Source organism: Flammeovirga sp. SJP92, assembly GCF_001583495.1.
In the GTDB taxonomy this organism is placed as follows: Bacteria; Bacteroidota; Bacteroidia; order Cytophagales; family Flammeovirgaceae; genus Flammeovirga.
This window is the reverse complement of record NZ_LQAQ01000020.1, coordinates 1-16,004: the sequence shown is the minus strand read 5'-3', so window position 1 is coordinate 16,004 and position 16,004 is coordinate 1. Positions and strand designations below refer to the sequence as shown.

Genomic DNA, 16,004 nt, shown 5'->3' with positions numbered 1-16,004 from the left:
GCATAACATTTGCGCTAGGAATAGGAAATCAGAACCACTGGCGCGGATGTTAAGCGACAGCGTCATTCGTGCCTAAAAGATCACTAGAAATCTCCTGATTTCTAACAAAATTATAGCATCCGTCAGAACTCTTATACATGAAGAGCATGCATTAAATATCGTATCGAATATACATTTGAAATCGCCAAGCACTGCCTCTTTGCCCATCTTTATTGAATCTTTCTCCTTGAACAATACTTAACCCCGTTCTGCAACGGTCAAAAGGAAACCAAAAGAGGTTGGCACTGGTGTAATAACTTTTCTCAAAAGTATGATCGGGTTGCCACTCGGCATTATCGATCCAAGAGACGCCATTGACGAAGTTGAGGAATAAATTAGGTTTAAAATAATATTCGTAGGTGAAATAACCACCAGCAGAAAACGGTACATAAATATCATTGGTAGGGCTTGCTACTGCATCAAGGTTATAAGAAGAGAAGGCTGAAATGTATCGGGTGACGCCACGGCCTCCAATGATCTGATAGTAGATTTTATGTTTGTCTTTGAAAGAATTTTTACCCGAAATCATCAATCCATAACCGATTTTAGAAATTACTTGATCATCGGGATTGTGTTGTGATAATACTCTGAAAAGTCCTGCCGCTTGAATCTGACCTCTAGGTAATGTGATTTTATATCTAGAAGCAACATCAGGCCATAATTGTCTTTGATCAACGGCAATTGTATCAGAGAAATTGCGGGTAGGTGTCTCTAAACTTATTGCAAACTCATTGTCGCTTTTACCTACTTTCTTTTCGTATCGAATTACACCTTGTCTGGTGGAAGACGAACTGCTGGGACCTTCATTATCAACTGTCAGTGGGGTAGAGTAGAGGTCCGTGAAAGTGGTCCAGGTTTGCCCAACGGTGAGGTAGCCGTATTGGACATAAGCATGCCTCAGTCGAACGTAATCCAATGCATTTCCTCCACCAACAAAATCAAGTTCAATAAAAAGTTTGATGTAGCCTTGGTCCGTGAGAATATTGGAAGAAATACCCAATCTTGATTGACGGGCACTTAAGTAAAAACCGGGATTCAGAATATTATCTTCACCCACTGGAATGTCGTAGGGTGGAAAACCGCCTGTTCTAGCCAGACCATGGAAATCATATAAACCATTGAGTTTGACGTAGCCTCGAATGTCAAAAGGGGTTTGAGCCATTTCAAGATCCTGAGGGTGTTTATTGTCTACAATTTTGGTGGTATCAATCTTTATTTTTGGAAGGAAAGTCAATGTCTTTTCATAGCGATTTTCCACAATTACGGTATCTACCACATGCTCTACGGGTTGAATATCCGCCATAATCACATCTTCATCTTCCGTTGTTTTGATTTGGATGATATACTCAGAACTGTCTTTTAATTCGATATCACCCCAAAACGGTAAAGCACCATCTCTGTAAGCCCAAATGCCATGTTGCCCTTCGGGTAAAGCCAATTTGATTTCTTTGTAAGGAGCAATCTCATAAGGGTATTGATCTATCTCTACAATGATGGAATATTCTTCAATGTTTTCGATATGAAGCAATGCTTCTTTTCGATGAATATGTCCTTGGAAGTTGGGAACAAATAAGTCAGCCTTGGCGAGGGTATCAATGTACACTAGCTCTTTGCTTAATACAAAACCTCTTTTTCCAGTTTGATAATCCCACACTTTTACAAATTGACTTTCCTCGTGTAAGGGCAGGGCCAAAATGTCTCTACCTTTTTCCAAATGCATCAAGGCAGGGCTGTTGATGGAACGATGATCACGGAGATGTGTAGAATATTCAACGGTAGAACGCATCCATTGCCCGAAGGTATTTTGATGGATGAAAACCATTAAAAGAGTGATGAAAAGACGATATGTAGGGGATGAAAACTGCTTCATGGTCATCATTAAATATCGTATCTAATGTACATTTGGAACCGAGAAGCGTAGCCTTGCACATCGTTTTTATTTCTTCGGATTCCATAAATATATCCAACCCCTAATTGCATACGATCGAAGGCGAACCAAAAGCTATTGATACTGCCGTAGTAACTACTTTTATAGCTGTCTTCCGCTTGCCATTCTGCATTTTCCAACCAAGTCACACCACCTGTAATGTTGCTGAAAAGCTTTTCCGACCAATGGTGTTCAAATGAAAGATATCCACCGGACGTTTGAGGAATAAAAACGCTGTTATCGGCAGGATTCACAAAAGCGTCCATAGAATAATTTCGAAATGCTCTCACATATCTGCTGATGCCTTTTCCATATACCGCTTGAAAATACAGGATATTGTCTTTGTTTTCGATGTACTGTTTACCACTCACCATAATGCCATAACCGGCCGTGTTGGTGACATGATTGGTGTTAATATCTGTATGGGAAATGATTCTGAACAGGCCAGAAAGTTGTACCTGCCCTTTGTCATATTTGACCTTATAACGGGAACTAATATCAGGATATTTCTGTCGTTGATCTACAGCAATGGAGTCCGAAAAAGCGGTAGTGGGCGTTTCAATAGCCACACCAAATTCATTGTCCGTATATCCCACTTTCTTTTCCCACCGGACCATCCCTTGGCGAATGGCAATAGAACTGTTCGGTCCTTCTCGGTCTACCGTCAAAGGAATTGCTTCAAGGTTGGCGAAAGTGGTCCACGTTTGTCCGATGGTAAGGAAACCGTATTCCGCATAAGCCTGCCTCAATCGGAAAAGCATCTGAATAGTACTTCCCCCCGCAAAATCTGCTTCAATATAGATTTTCAGATAGCCCGTTTTCGCTTTGATATTAGAATAAAACGCCAAACGTGACTGTCTTGCTCCCATATAAAAACCTCTGTCGATGGTATTTCGCTCATCACCAACAGGAATTTCAACCGGCACAAAACGGTCCACATCCGAAAGCCCATTGAAATCATAAATAGCATTTAATTTTACATATCCTCTGATTCCAATTTTGGATTTCGATTCCTCCAAATCCTGAGGGTGTTTATTGTTGACAATCCTCGCCGTATCTACCCTCACTTTAGGGGTGACATTTACCGTGTCTACAGAATAATACTCTGTCAGCACCGTATCCTGATGCGATAAAATAGGATACAGTTCACTTACCAAAACCTCTTCCGTTTCATTGATTTTTAGCACATATTCCGCACTGTCGGCCAGCGTCAAACTTCCCCAAAAAGGAAACGCACCATCCCGGCTGATCCAAATACCATGTTCCCCCTCACGAATCCTCAAAGTGATTTCCTCATAAGGCTGTAACTGATACGGAATCTGATCCAATTCAAAATTAATATCCTTCTTAAACTGATTTTCCAAGTGCAAGGTCGTTCCCCCACGTTTCAGCGTGCCATGATTGGAAAGCTCTTTCAACTCTACCCTAGGCAGAATCTCATACAAGGTCAGGTATTTTTTATACACAAAGCCTCGCTTTCCCGTCTGATAATCCCAAACACGTATATAAGACTCGTTACTGTCAATAGGAAGTGCCAATAAGTTTCTCCCGTTTTTTAAGGTCATCATCACATGTCCATTAGGTCCATGACTATCACGCATAAATACGTCATGATTCACCTGCGCTTTCATCCATTGAGAAAAAGCTTCATTAGAAAGCAATAAAAAAACAGGAATTAGATAAATATATAGTTTAAGAGAGAATCTCATTGAAAACGAGTTAATTCAGCGTTTAGATTGATCAAAAGAAAGAAATACCTCATACAAAATACATCATTTTACCTTGAATTTGAAAATAATCCTATTGTTTGAGTCTGCACAAGGTCGTATATTCGCACAAAACAAAAAAATGGCTCCATAGTACAACGGATTAGTACGTAAGCTTCCGGCGCTTAAGATCTGGGTTCGATTCCCGGTGGGGCTACTAGGTATGTATTTAATCTACTCGGAAAAAATGCAAACTGCTTAAACGGTATCGTTAGGGCGGTTTGCATTTTTTTGTTTGTACTATCAAGGATAGTTTAGCATTTCTAAAATATTCACCATCCGTTCTATTTTATCTATCTTTACTTTTGTAACCATATAACTATTGACTTTATGCTAGTACCTGCCAATTTCATTAAAGATCTTAAGCAACAAATTTTACAAAGTAGATATGCCGTAGCCAAAATTGCGAATGCAGAGATGTTACGTCTTTATTTTACGATTGGAGAATTAGTAGAGACAGCGTTTCAAAATAATAAATGGGGTGCAAAAGTATTGGAGGATATTTCTTCTAAACTTCAACAAGAATTACCGGGGTTGAGAGGGTTTTCAGGGAAGAATATCTCTAAAATGAGATCCTTTTATAACGTTTGGAAAGATGAATATGCAATTTGCTCGTCATTGACGAGTAAATTAGAGAAAGGAGAAAATAGAATTAGCTCGTCACTGACGACCGAATTAAGAGATATTGATTTAAAGGCTTTTTTATCCGTCTCTTTTTCTCAACATTTAGAGATTATCACTAAAATTAAAGAAGAAAAAGCGGGATGATACTATAATCTACAAAACAGCCCAAAACTTCTGGTCCGTTCGTCATTTGCGTACTGAAATTAAAAACCAATCTCATTTACAAAATGAACTGCCTAATAATTTTGAGCATACCATGAAACAAAAGTTGTCTAATAAAGCATTGAGGTCATTTAAAGATCAGTATTTATTGGATTTTGTAAATGTGGAAGATGCAGATGATGAAATTGATGAAAGGATATTAGAAGGGGAAATTGTTCAGAATATTAGAAAGTTCTTAATGTCATTAGGCTCTGATTTTACCTTTATGGGTAATCAATATAGATTAGTAGTAGAAGAGGATGAATATTTTATTGACCTCCTTTTTTATCATAGAAGCTTACAGTCTCTTGTTGCCTTTGAATTGAAAAAAGGAAAGTTCAAGCCAGAGTATGTTGGGAAAATGAATTTCTATTTATCTGCGTTGGATGACTTGGTGAAACAACCTCATGAAAACCCTTCGATAGGAATTATCCTATGTAAAGAAAAGGAAAATAAAAAAGTAGAATACAGCTTTAGAGATTTATCAAAACCAATGGGTGTTTCCACTTTCAAAACATCGGAGACACTTCCTCCTGAATTAAAAGAAGCTTTGCCCGATGCAGAGACTTTGAAGAAGCTTTTATGATCAATTAATACGTGAAACAGTACAGATGTTTCTTATAACAAAGGTATTCAACCCTTTCTTTGCATTCATATTATGGAGGAATGCTACTATTATTTGTTGTATGTTTAAATCATACAAACCAAATTAGCATACATGGAAAAGGGTGTTCGAAATATCGTAATTGAAAAAGATCATATAATAGATGGTATCATCTTAAAAAGTATACTGTTCACATTACTTCTCTTTTCATCATTAAATGCGTTTTCACAACAAGATCTTATTAGTTGTAATGATCACTATGAAACATCAAAGACTGGTGTTGTATATGATATTGTAGATAAGCCTGCAAAACCTTTAAAAGGTCTTCCACAATTATATAAGAAGCTAGCAAAGAATATGAAATACCCCACTAACATTAAAAAGTTAGGGGTTGAAGGTAGAATATTTATAACTTTTACAGTTACAAGAGAGGGTGAAATTGCTGATTTGCAATGTATAATGGCACATGATGAAATTCTCGATCAAGAAGAAATATATCAATTATTATCTGAGGAAGATTGGGAGGTAGGGTTGTGTAATGGAGTAAAAGTTTCATCACGAATAATAATACCAATGTATATCTGCTTGCGGTAATCAATCTATTTATTTCATTCAACAAATAGAAACACTTGTAATACATTAATCTATTCACTGTCATTGTTTTCAGATTTGAGAAAGCAAATTTCACTGCAACGATTCTCCATTGCTATACCAAAAAACTAACGTTACTAAAATCTGCTTAAGGTATGCAAAGCATCACAAATGGAATGCTGATGAAATGATTCAAATCCTTTTTAATTTTTATGAATACTTAAAAACAAACTAGTATCATGGCAAATAAAACAAATCAAGTAGACGTACAATTGTATGATCTGACTGTCACTCCCGATCCCAATGACTATTTCGGTAGAGTAAGAAGCAAAGGAACTTTAGACAATAAGGCTATTGCGAGCCGTATTAAAAAAGAAGGTTCAGAATATCAGACAGAGACTATTATAGAATTACTGAACCGTGCTGACCGTGTCAAAGGTGAGGGTTTGGCACAAGGATATAACATCAATACGGGGTTTATCAATGCCCGATTGGGAATTAGTGGCGTGTTTTATGAAGAGGTGTTTGACCCGAAACAGCATCAACTGAATGCTACTGTCAACTTATCTTCGAACATCAGAGAATTGATAGGAGATACTAAGGTAACGATCTTGGGTCAGGCCAAAACAGGGCCTGTATTACTAAAAGTGGTGGATAGTTTTACGAGTGAAGTCAATGCTCAGATTACACCTAATAATGCCGTTACGCTTTATGGTGATCGAATAAAAGTGGAAGGAACAGAAGACTATAAAGATCAAGTTGGTCTATTCTTCATCAACCTTGATGATCAGAGTAGAACGAAGGTGACACAATTAGTCAGTAATGAAAATAAAACAGTCATTTTTATGACACCTGCTTTGAGTAGTGGTAATTATGAATTAGAGTTAGCCACTCAATTCAGTAAAAGTAGACTATTAAAAGAACCAAGGTACGAAAAGCTTGGATCGACATTAGTGGTTGGCTAAATAAGTTTATAAGCAGGTTTTAGAGCTATCCTTCTTATTTTCCTATGAGTTATATCAAAGGTGAGTAAGAAGGATTTTTTGTTGGACTTGTCCCATATTCATGGGAAAGACTGTCCCATGGTAATGGGAATAGGTGTCCCCTATAGATGGGAAACACTTTCCCATAGTAATGGGAACAGAAGGAACATGTTGGAAGTGTCTGTAGAGTTTAGTTTGATTATTTGTAAGGTATCGGAATAAGTAAGTTTTTGAGATTATTTCTTTGTATAAAATGGTATATTGAGGGGCTTTTTTGTGTTTATGGTATGCTATCCATCATATGGTTTGTAAAATGGGGTGGTGTATAGCGTAAAAGGTAACACAATTGATTTATTGTTAAATATTATGTTGTAAAGTATCTTGCTTTTGAACTATCTTTAAATTCTGTATAACAAGCTAAAAAACATATAAGAATATGTTAAACTATTCTTACACATATAAAATGTTACTCTAAAAAAAGAATCAAATAGACTTGTTATAATAGCAAAGTTAGAAACTCGAACTCCCAAATAAATACAATTTAGAGTGTGGTTTTTAGAGAGATAAAGGTGTAGAGTATGGAAATAATAAACTAAACTGATTTTAGAAATGAATATAAGAATAAACAGAGTTAAAATACAGAACTTTAGATCACTTAAAGAAGCAACTGTAACTTTAGAAAATTTTACACTTCTTGTAGGAATGAATAACGTAGGTAAAACATCATTTTTACGAGCATTATCTTTCGCCTTAGGAAATGATATTCGGCAACTTACATTAGATGATTTTTATATTAATGAAAATTCAGAAAGAGCCTCTGAAATTAAAATTGACATAGAAATAATTCCACTTAATGATAATAAAGAGCGAATTGAAGAATTTGATGGAGAGATTTGGGCTTCATATTTTGGAGGAGAAGCGATCGATGCGACTGAAGATAATGAAAAAGTCATTTTTAGAAGTACTTTTAGTCTTACTGAAAAAGGAGTCGAAATAAATAGAAAAAATCTAGCTGGTTGGGAAGGAGTAGAAGGTGCAGCTATTAAATTTTCATTAAAAGGATTACCATTTCGATTTATTGATGCAAGAAGGGATATTGAAGAGGATATTAAATTAAAAACATCTCCATTAGGCAAATTAATTCAACAAATAAAATGGGATGAAGATGCAAAGCAAGAAATTGAAAATCGGTTAACTGAATTAAATAATTCTGCAACTGAAAATAGTGATGTATTAACTCACATTAGTGATAACCTTTTATCTTTAAATGATACAATTAGCAATCTTAATGGAGGAGTTGCTGTATCTCCATTTCCCAAAAAAATTCATGATATACACAAGGGAGTAAAACTACACTTTGATGATTTTAGTTTTGAGTACTTAGGTATGGGGACAAGAAGTTGGGCTTCGTTATTAGCATCTAAAGCTTTTGTTTCATGGGAAAAGCAAGTTGCTGAAGAAGAAGGGGAAGCATATAATCATTTTTTAGCATTAGAAGAGCCAGAGTCACACCTACATCCTAATGCTCAAAGGCATTTATATAAACAATTAAGTGATGTTGACGGACAAGTGATTGTAAGTACACATTCTCCATATATATCAGCTCTAGTACAACTTTCTGAAGTCAGATTTTTTGTTAAAAATGAACTAGGTACTATAATAAATGATATCCAATTAGTTAGATCTACTCCCGAAGATTTAAGAAAAATACAGAGAGAAGTTTTAAACACAAGAGGTGAGTTATATTTTAGTAATGCTATTATTCTAGTTGAAGGAGAAAGTGAAGAACAAGCTTTACCAATTTTAGGAAAACAATTCTTTGGAAAAGAGTTATTTGAATTAGGGATCAATGTAATTAGCGTTGATGGAGGAGGAAAATATTTTCCGTTCTTAAATTTCTGCGAAGGATTAAAAATACCATGGTTTATACTTTCAGATTATGATAATGATAACATTAGAAGAAATTTAAGTGCTGCTTTAAGTAATGCAAATATCTCAAATTTAGAAAATGATGGAAGGGTTTTTTGTTTAAATTATGATATTGAAGAATATTTGATTGAAGATGATTTTCTAGACCTCTTAAAAGAAAGTATTATTGATTTAGAGATGGTAGGTAAAGATGAAAGAGCTAGACCATCAACAGTTCAAAGAATAACACGTTTAACAAGAGATGAAGTATTAGAAAAGTTAAGACAAAAGAAAACAAAAATAGCCCCAATATATTCTGAAAAAATAATTAGTCAAGGTGATGTTAGATTGCCAACAATTATCGATGAATTGTTTCAAGAAATTAAAGACACATTAGATATATAAATATGAAACTTTCTGAAGAACAAAAAGAAATAATTCGACTAGAAAGCGGATTAATATCAGTTACTGCTAAGGCAGGAAGTGGGAAAACTTTAGTACTAACAGAACGAGTTAGATATTTAATTAATGAAAAGAAAGTAAAAGGTAAAATTCTATGCTTAACTTTTACAGCTAAGGCGGCAGAGGAAATGAATAGTCGTTTAAGTGATATTGATAAAATTGAAGATAAAGTATTTATTGGAACTATACATGAATTTTGCATGAATATAATTCAGTCAAAATATCGTGAGTTAGGGTATGAGAATGTTCCACATATTTTTGAATCTGATATTGATAAACAATCTATTTTAGCTGATCTTATTCAAGATAACCCTGAATTTGAAGAAGCTTATATAAATTTACCAGAAGGTAATAAGAAAAAATATTTTTTTTCAAATGCTCTTACTTTTTTTAGTAGAATTAAAAGGAAATTAGAAACAGACTTAGATAATGACAAACCAAATTGGGCTTTAAATATTAGGTTATACAATTCTTATAAATCAGCTCTTCAGGCTCAAAATGCAATTGATTATGATGATGTTTTATTGAAAGTTTTTGAATTATTTAGAGATAATCCAAAAACTCTATCTCTATATAAAAGGATTTACAAATATATATGTGTAGATGAGGCTCAAGATTTAAACTTTGCACATTTTAATATTATTAAATACTTAGTTAATGATGATTTATTGATGCTTGGTGATGAAAATCAAAGTATTTATCAATTTAATGGAGCAAGTCCTTATTTTTTCTCTAAAAGAAAATTAGAGGAAGTATTTCACAAAGAAATAATTATTAAATCATTAACAAATAATTATAGGTCATCGAAAAAAGTAGTTGAGCTTGCTAATCAATTAAGGAAAGATAAGGTAGCCACAATTGCAAATATTCCAATTGAAGGTTATGTTGATTTACAAGAATTTGATAATGAAGAATTAGAAGCGAAATATATACTTGACAAAATAGATTACTACTTATCTAATGAAACCTTTTTAAATGACATTGTAGAAAAAGTTTCATTGGATAGTTTTGTGGTACTAGCTAGAAATCGATATGTATTCAATCAATTAATAACTCAACTAAAAGAAAGAAATTTATCCTATGAATTATTAGGGTCATCTAATGGTTTACAATTCGAATCTAAATTTTTTAAAGCATTTGACTTAGGTAGTAGAGTGATTATTAATCAACGAGATGAATTTCATTATAAACAGTTACTTGACCTTTATAGAATTGAATATACTGAAGAAACAAAAGCAATAAATATTTTATCAGATTTAAAGAAAAATAATGAAATAAGTGATTTTTTAGTACAGGTCTTAGTTATCTTAAAAGAAGAGAAATCACCTGCTTTAATCTTTAGAAGTATACAAAAATATATTGGTAGCTTAGATGAAAATGATAAGGATTATGAGTTGCTAATTGGTGATTATGAGTATTTTAAAAAGTTATGGAGCAACTTTACGAGAAGTAAAAACTACACGAAAAAGGATTACCATAATTTTAGAAAATATATTACGATGGGTTACGGTGATCATTCTAAGGTAAAAGAACAAGTATCTCTGACCTTGAGTACAGTACATATGGCTAAAGGAAAGGAATTTGATGTGGTATTTTTAATGGGAATGAATGAAGGGACTTTTCCATACTACTCATCATTAAATGACTCTAAAAAATTAGATGAAGAAAAAAATGCTGCTTATGTCGCTGTTACTAGAGCAAAAAGAGTATTACATATTTCATATCCAGTTGAGAAAGTTATGCCTTGGGGTGATTCTAAAAAACAAATAATATCCCAATTTTTTAAAGAAGTCAATCTTTGACCCTTTATCTTAAGTCTTATTATTATTTTATTTACTCCCTAAAATAAAAAAATGCCAACTGCTTTTAATAACATATTAGCAGTTGGCATTTTTAATATTTAATTTCTATAATTCACCCAAACCCCACACAACAAACCGACCTCACCCCTTCCACTTTCTCTACAACCTCCAACATTCCACTATCCTCACAAACAGAATAAGCAACTAAAGATTCAGAGTCTTGATTTCCTACAATCAAAAGTTTTCCGTTGGGAGAAATTTCAAAATCTCTAGGAGTGATGCCTTGCGTCGGTACCTCTTCGATAAGGTTTAAATCTTCTGTTTCGGGATCAAATTTTAGGATGGAAATACTGTTGGTGCTTCTTACTCCGCAGTAGACAAATCGACCGCATTTTGATAATTTGATGGCGGAAGCGGAGGCGACATTATTGTGGTCTTGCGTCATGATGGAGACGTTTTTGATCCACTGCCAAGCGTCGTTTTGCCATTTGAGGAGACTGACTTCACCTGTCATTTCATTAGATACAAAGCTGTAGTTATTGTTAGGGTGTTGTACCAAATGCCTTGGGCCGCCACCTGCAGGAACGTTTACTTCGTTGGTTTGTACGAACTGATTGTTTTGGTATTTCAGACTATAGATTTTATCATTTCCTAAATCGACTAGAAGTAGAAGATCATGGGCTTCGTCGTAATAGGATAAGTGAGCGTGAGGTCCTTCTTGACGTTCTTGATTGATGCTTCCTCCTGTATATTTTATGTTTTGAGAAAAGGGGAGAGGAATGCCACTTTCGTCTAAATCATATTTCAAGAAATTGCCGGTTTCATAACAACTCACGATTAAGCAATTGTACTTTTTGAGGTGTAAAATATGGCAGGGTAATCCTCCATTGATTTCTAATGATTGGAGTAGTTCTAATTTTCCTTGCTTGGTTTTAAAACAAAGTAATTTTGGAGCTAAGTTTTGCTGTCTTTCTTGGAAAGTATAGAGTAATTCTTCTTTTGAGTTTAATGCAAAATACCCAGGGTTGATGGTCTCGTAACTTTCCAGTAAAGTGATTTTGGAAGTGGTTGGATTGATATTAAAATATTGAATGCCGATGCCGTTTCCTGACAGGCCAGGCCCAACATGTTCGGTGTATGATGATGTGTAAAAATTCATTTCATTAAGTTTGTTTCTTTGATTTTAGCTATTATTCTTGTGATATAAAATTGAAAATAAGACTTTCAAAAATACTGAAGGATTTACACCCTGTAATTTGAACAATTTCTTATTTTTGTTGAAACTAAATTTAGCATATGCCTACTTATAACTCTCCCGCACTCGACAAAGGATTAGATATTTTAGAATTTTTATCTGCTCAATCGGTCCCACAATCTCAGGTGGAGATTGGAACGGGGATCAACCGTAAACCCAACGAGATTTACCGTATGTTGGTGTGCCTTGAGGAGAGAGGTTATATCAATAAAGAGCCTATTTCGGGCAAGTATCAATTGACATTACGTTTGTTCCAGCTGTCCCATCATCACTCTTCCATTGATTACTTGGTGAAAGCTTCTATGCCTTATTTGGAACAGCTTTCTCAGACCATTAATCAGTCTTGTCACTTGAGCTTTTTCTACCAGAATAAACTACTGATTATTTGCCAAGCGAAGAGCATGACACCTATTTCGCTATCTGTGGAAGTGGGGGGCGTATTTCCAATCACTCAGACCAATTCGGGAAAGATTATTTTAGCCCATAAATCGGAAGCGGAAAGAGAGCGAATTTTGGAGGCATCGGAGGAATACCAAGCGTTATCGAAAGGTGAAAAAGCAGGTTTGGAGAAAGAATTGTCGGCTTTGAAAGACCTTAAATGTTTTGTGCAGAAAAGTACGTTGACGGAAGGGGTTACTGACTTTGCCGCGCCTGTGTATGATATCAATAATGAAGTGATGGCCGTGTTGGTGGTATCGGGGCTGACTTCCCAATTAAAGAATGTCTCTCAAGACGATATTATTAGTGAAATCTTAAATACTGTGGACGCTATCAATGTTTCTATCGGCGGTGTTCCTTCGGATAAAGAATAATCCCAAAATGATGTAATATACACCAAGTTGGGATGTAGATAGTTGAAATGTAGTAGGTCAAGCATTTCTTTTTTTTATATCGCAAGTGTTAAGCGAAAGCGTCACTTGTGATGACACATTGGCGAAGTCTCCCGACTTCGAAACACAAAAGTGAAATATCTATTCATTTCGAAGTCGGGAGACTTCGCCAAAGAATAGTTCCAAGTGACGCTTTCGCTTAACACTTGAAACATGTTTTCTCATTCTAATAATTAACCTACTACCCTTTTTTCTTTGCTAACAATATATGATCACAAACCAGAACCAATTCATCTCTTTGATTGATGACTTCCACGTGCTCAATCACCTGACCTAATTCCGGCTTCTTGGATTCTGATTTCTCAGAAATTGTCACTTTCACATGAATGGTATCACCAATATGTACTGGCTTTACGAAGCGTAAACGATCATACCCTTTAGAAAATGCCTCTGGATTAATCTCCGTTGCGGTCATCCCAATGGCCACACTAAATGTCAATGTGCCGTGTGCAATACGTTCCTTAAAAGGTTGCGTTTTACACCATTCCGCATCCATATGGTGGGGGAAGAAATCACCTGTTTGTCCTGCATGAACAACAAAGTCTGTTTCTGTAATCGTTCTGCCAAGAGTTTCTCTATAGTCTCCTAGTGTGTAGTCTTCGAAAAATTGTGATTTTATATGCATGATTGTTTTTTAAAAGTTAAAATGAAGGGATTAAGTATAAGGGAAGACAGACGGAAAGTGGTTCGTGTTGTGGTTCGCGAGGACGTTGCAATACAACGTCCCTACAAATGGTACCTTTGTTTAATTTAACGCCCCATCCATCCGCCGTCAACAAGCATTACTGCACCTTGCATGTAGGCACTTGCTTCCGAGCAAAGGAATACTGCTGGACCTGCGAAATCTTTTGGTTTACCCCAGCGACCTGAAGGAATGCGTGCTAGGATTTGTTCCGATCTTACTGGGTCGTTACGTAATGCTTCAGTGTTGTCTGTGTCGATATAACCTGGTGCAATAGCGTTTACGTTCACGCCTTTTGAGGCCCACTCGTTTGCAAAAGCCATAGTCATCTGACCAATTGCTCCTTTTGAAGCGGCATAACCTGGCACTGTAATACCACCTTGGAAAGTTAAAAGTGATGCTGTAAATACCACTTTACCTGAGCCACGAGCCACCATTTCTTTACCAATTTCACGCGTTAAGATGAATTGTGCATTTTGGTTTACCTCAATTACTTTATCCCACATTTCGTCGGGATGTTCTACTGCAGGAGCTCTAAGGATAGTACCCGCATTGTTGATTAGAATATCAATAACGGGGTGGTCTGCTTTCACTTCTTTAATGAAAGCATAAAGTGACTCTCGGTTGGAGAAATCACAAGTGTAAGCAGAGAATTTACGACCCAATGCCGTTACTGCCTTTTCCACATTACTTCCTGTTTTTTCAAGAGAGGCACTTACGCCAATAATGTCGGCACCAGCCTCCGCTAATGCAACGGCCATACCCATGCCGATACCTCTTTTACAACCTGTAACTAATGCTACTTTTCCTTCTAAACTAAATGTATTTAAAACGCTCATTGCTTTATTTTTTTTCTGTGTGATGTAAGTGTTTTGTGCACCACGACTGAAGTCATGGGCAGGTGATATTGACTCCAACAACACTAAAGTGTTATTTCCGTTTTTAACCTTCAAGACTTCAGTCTTGGAATGGTTTGTTTATCACCAGCCCATAGTTTTAACTATGGTGCCCGATAGAATAAATTCTATTGACAGTCGATCAAGAATTTCATCCCTGTTGGATTGTTGTCGATGTCTTCAAATATCTGTTGGATTTCATCCAGTGGTTTTGTGCCCGTGATGATCTTATCGAAATTGTATTTGTTTTCTGTGATCAATTGGATTGACTCTTCGTAATCTTCTTTTTCGTAGACACGAGCACCAATCAACTCTAATTCTTTCCAGAAGAACTTAAACAGGTCCACGGGCTTTTTCTCTCCATGAATGGCCACCATTACAATACGGCCACGGATACCTGCCACTTCCGTCATTACATCTAATGAAGCTTGCACGCCAGCTACTTCGAATACAACATCCGCTAATCCGCCTTCTGTTTGTTGGTCAACATAGGCTACTAAATCAGTGATGACAGGATTGACTACTTCAAAGCCCATGTCTTCTGCCATTTTAATTCTAGCATCATTCACTTCTGAAATAATAACTCTAGCTCCTTTGCTTTTGGCCACCATTGCAACAAGCAAACCGATAGGACCTCCACCTAAAACAACGGCCACTTCGCCTTTTTTCAATTTACTCATGCGTACATCATGGCAAGCTACTGATAGAGGCTCAATAAGTGCCGCTAACTTAAGGTCCGTTTCCTCTTTCAGTTTATGCAATGTGAAAGCAGGAACATTCCAATATTGTTGCATGGCGCCTGGGCTGTCAATTCCGATAAACTTCAATGCTTTTGCAATATGACTGTGTCCTTTATCAGCAGGCGTTTCACCTCTGTTGTCTAATGGACGAACTGTGATTTTTTCGCCCACACGAAACCCTTCCACACCTTCACCAACCGCATCTACCGTACCCGACATTTCATGCCCGATCGTTACAGGAATGCTGACACGCTTGTCCATCATACCATGATAAATATGTACATCGGTACCGCACACCCCACAATAGGCTACTTTAATTCTCACCTCACCTGCAGCAGGTGCTTCTATTTCTTTTTCAACAACAGTGAAGGTTTGATTTCCTTCGTATAATGATGCTTTCATTGTTTTATTTTTTATACCTTTTTTATCAAAATAATTTCTAGGACACGGATGATGCTTTCGCTTCACATTCGTGTCCCTGGTTTCAGGTTTAGTCTAAGTTTAGTATGATGTTGTAAACTCCCGTAGCCACGTAGCCTGCTACGTGTTTGTGTGAAGTATGATTACAGTATCGGTTTTGATACATTGTTATGATCTTTTTACATCATCACTTTTAATGTTTAGCGTAGCAGGC

Annotated in this window: 13 protein-coding genes and 1 tRNA gene; 8 read left to right on the top strand and 6 right to left on the bottom strand. The window is 36.0% G+C overall.

The window, feature by feature from the left end:
• Positions 1–151 precede the first annotated feature (151 nt).
• Together AVL50_RS06505 and AVL50_RS06500 are read right to left on the bottom strand one after the other, a co-directional pair.
• On the bottom strand, positions 152–1,909 hold the full coding sequence (locus AVL50_RS06505) for a DcaP family trimeric outer membrane transporter (protein ID WP_157491177.1): 1,758 nt from the start codon (positions 1,907–1,909) through the stop codon (positions 152–154).
• Between the two features lie 8 nt (positions 1,910–1,917).
• Positions 1,918–3,675, bottom strand: coding sequence for a DcaP family trimeric outer membrane transporter (locus tag AVL50_RS06500; protein ID WP_062615679.1), 1,758 nt, complete (start codon positions 3,673–3,675; stop codon positions 1,918–1,920).
• A 141-nt stretch (positions 3,676–3,816) separates the two neighbouring features.
• Here AVL50_RS06500 and AVL50_RS06495 point away from each other — a divergent pair.
• The 7 genes from AVL50_RS06495 to AVL50_RS06465 all read left to right on the top strand — a co-directional run bounded on the left by AVL50_RS06495 (position 3,817) and on the right by AVL50_RS06465 (position 10,907).
• Positions 3,817–3,889, top strand: a tRNA-Arg gene (locus AVL50_RS06495).
• A 173-nt stretch (positions 3,890–4,062) separates the two neighbouring features.
• Positions 4,063–4,500 carry a DUF1016 N-terminal domain-containing protein gene (locus AVL50_RS32695; protein ID WP_062615678.1) on the top strand — a complete coding sequence of 146 codons (438 nt, stop codon included), beginning with the start codon at positions 4,063–4,065 and terminating at the stop codon, positions 4,498–4,500.
• A gap of 112 nt (positions 4,501–4,612) precedes the next feature.
• Positions 4,613–5,143, top strand: a complete 531-nt coding sequence (locus AVL50_RS32690; protein WP_062615677.1) for a PDDEXK nuclease domain-containing protein — start codon at positions 4,613–4,615, stop codon at positions 5,141–5,143.
• 132 nt (positions 5,144–5,275) lie between these two features.
• Complete coding sequence (locus AVL50_RS06480) at positions 5,276–5,755, top strand: energy transducer TonB (protein WP_062615676.1); 480 nt, start codon at positions 5,276–5,278, stop codon at positions 5,753–5,755.
• 236 nt (positions 5,756–5,991) lie between these two features.
• Positions 5,992–6,717 (top strand): DNA-binding domain-containing protein, encoded by a 726-nt coding sequence (locus AVL50_RS06475; RefSeq protein ID WP_062615675.1) that lies wholly within the window; start codon positions 5,992–5,994, stop codon positions 6,715–6,717.
• 627 nt (positions 6,718–7,344) lie between these two features.
• Positions 7,345–9,048 (top strand): ATP-dependent endonuclease, encoded by a 1,704-nt coding sequence (locus AVL50_RS06470; RefSeq protein WP_062615674.1) that lies wholly within the window; start codon positions 7,345–7,347, stop codon positions 9,046–9,048.
• 2 nt (positions 9,049–9,050) lie between these two features.
• A complete protein-coding gene (locus tag AVL50_RS06465; protein WP_062615673.1) occupies positions 9,051–10,907 on the top strand; it encodes an ATP-dependent helicase in 1,857 nt (618 codons plus the stop codon).
• Positions 10,908–11,019: 112 nt separating this feature from the next.
• On the opposite strand, the gene AVL50_RS06460 is transcribed toward AVL50_RS06465, so the two are convergent.
• Entirely contained in the window at positions 11,020–12,066 is a 1,047-nt protein-coding gene (locus AVL50_RS06460) for a beta-propeller fold lactonase family protein (RefSeq protein WP_062615672.1), read from the bottom strand.
• A gap of 137 nt (positions 12,067–12,203) precedes the next feature.
• Between AVL50_RS06460 and AVL50_RS06455 the strand changes: the two genes are divergently transcribed.
• Positions 12,204–12,974 (top strand): IclR family transcriptional regulator, encoded by a 771-nt coding sequence (locus tag AVL50_RS06455; RefSeq protein WP_062615671.1) that lies wholly within the window; start codon positions 12,204–12,206, stop codon positions 12,972–12,974.
• A gap of 259 nt (positions 12,975–13,233) precedes the next feature.
• Here AVL50_RS06455 and AVL50_RS06450 read toward each other — a convergent pair whose 3' ends face one another.
• From AVL50_RS06450 to AVL50_RS06440, 3 genes are all read right to left on the bottom strand, one after another.
• Positions 13,234–13,677: a MaoC/PaaZ C-terminal domain-containing protein gene (locus AVL50_RS06450; protein WP_044211250.1), complete on the bottom strand. Its 444-nt coding sequence runs from the start codon at positions 13,675–13,677 to the stop codon at positions 13,234–13,236.
• Positions 13,678–13,802: 125 nt separating this feature from the next.
• Positions 13,803–14,573 (bottom strand): SDR family oxidoreductase, encoded by a 771-nt coding sequence (locus tag AVL50_RS06445; RefSeq protein ID WP_062615803.1) that lies wholly within the window; start codon positions 14,571–14,573, stop codon positions 13,803–13,805.
• A gap of 185 nt (positions 14,574–14,758) precedes the next feature.
• Positions 14,759–15,772 carry a zinc-binding dehydrogenase gene (locus AVL50_RS06440; protein ID WP_062615670.1) on the bottom strand — a complete coding sequence of 338 codons (1,014 nt, stop codon included), beginning with the start codon at positions 15,770–15,772 and terminating at the stop codon, positions 14,759–14,761.
• Between the last annotated feature and the right edge of the window lie 232 nt (positions 15,773–16,004).

Excerpts from the sequence above, each read along its gene's own strand:
- AVL50_RS06505 (WP_157491177.1), bottom strand. The coding sequence starts at position 1,909 with ATGAAGCAGTTTTCATCCCCTACATATCGTCTTTTCATCACTCTTTTA.
- AVL50_RS06500 (WP_062615679.1), bottom strand. The coding sequence starts at position 3,675 with ATGAGATTCTCTCTTAAACTATATATTTATCTAATTCCTGTTTTTTTA.
- AVL50_RS32695 (WP_062615678.1), top strand. The coding sequence starts at position 4,063 with ATGCTAGTACCTGCCAATTTCATTAAAGATCTTAAGCAACAAATTTTA.
- AVL50_RS32690 (WP_062615677.1), top strand. The coding sequence starts at position 4,613 with ATGAAACAAAAGTTGTCTAATAAAGCATTGAGGTCATTTAAAGATCAG.
- AVL50_RS06480 (WP_062615676.1), top strand. The coding sequence starts at position 5,276 with ATGGAAAAGGGTGTTCGAAATATCGTAATTGAAAAAGATCATATAATA.
- AVL50_RS06475 (WP_062615675.1), top strand. The coding sequence starts at position 5,992 with ATGGCAAATAAAACAAATCAAGTAGACGTACAATTGTATGATCTGACT.
- AVL50_RS06470 (WP_062615674.1), top strand. The coding sequence starts at position 7,345 with ATGAATATAAGAATAAACAGAGTTAAAATACAGAACTTTAGATCACTT.
- AVL50_RS06465 (WP_062615673.1), top strand. The coding sequence starts at position 9,051 with ATGAAACTTTCTGAAGAACAAAAAGAAATAATTCGACTAGAAAGCGGA.
- AVL50_RS06460 (WP_062615672.1), bottom strand. The coding sequence starts at position 12,066 with ATGAATTTTTACACATCATCATACACCGAACATGTTGGGCCTGGCCTG.
- AVL50_RS06455 (WP_062615671.1), top strand. The coding sequence starts at position 12,204 with ATGCCTACTTATAACTCTCCCGCACTCGACAAAGGATTAGATATTTTA.
- AVL50_RS06450 (WP_044211250.1), bottom strand. The coding sequence starts at position 13,677 with ATGCATATAAAATCACAATTTTTCGAAGACTACACACTAGGAGACTAT.
- AVL50_RS06445 (WP_062615803.1), bottom strand. The coding sequence starts at position 14,573 with ATGAGCGTTTTAAATACATTTAGTTTAGAAGGAAAAGTAGCATTAGTT.
- AVL50_RS06440 (WP_062615670.1), bottom strand. The coding sequence starts at position 15,772 with ATGAAAGCATCATTATACGAAGGAAATCAAACCTTCACTGTTGTTGAA.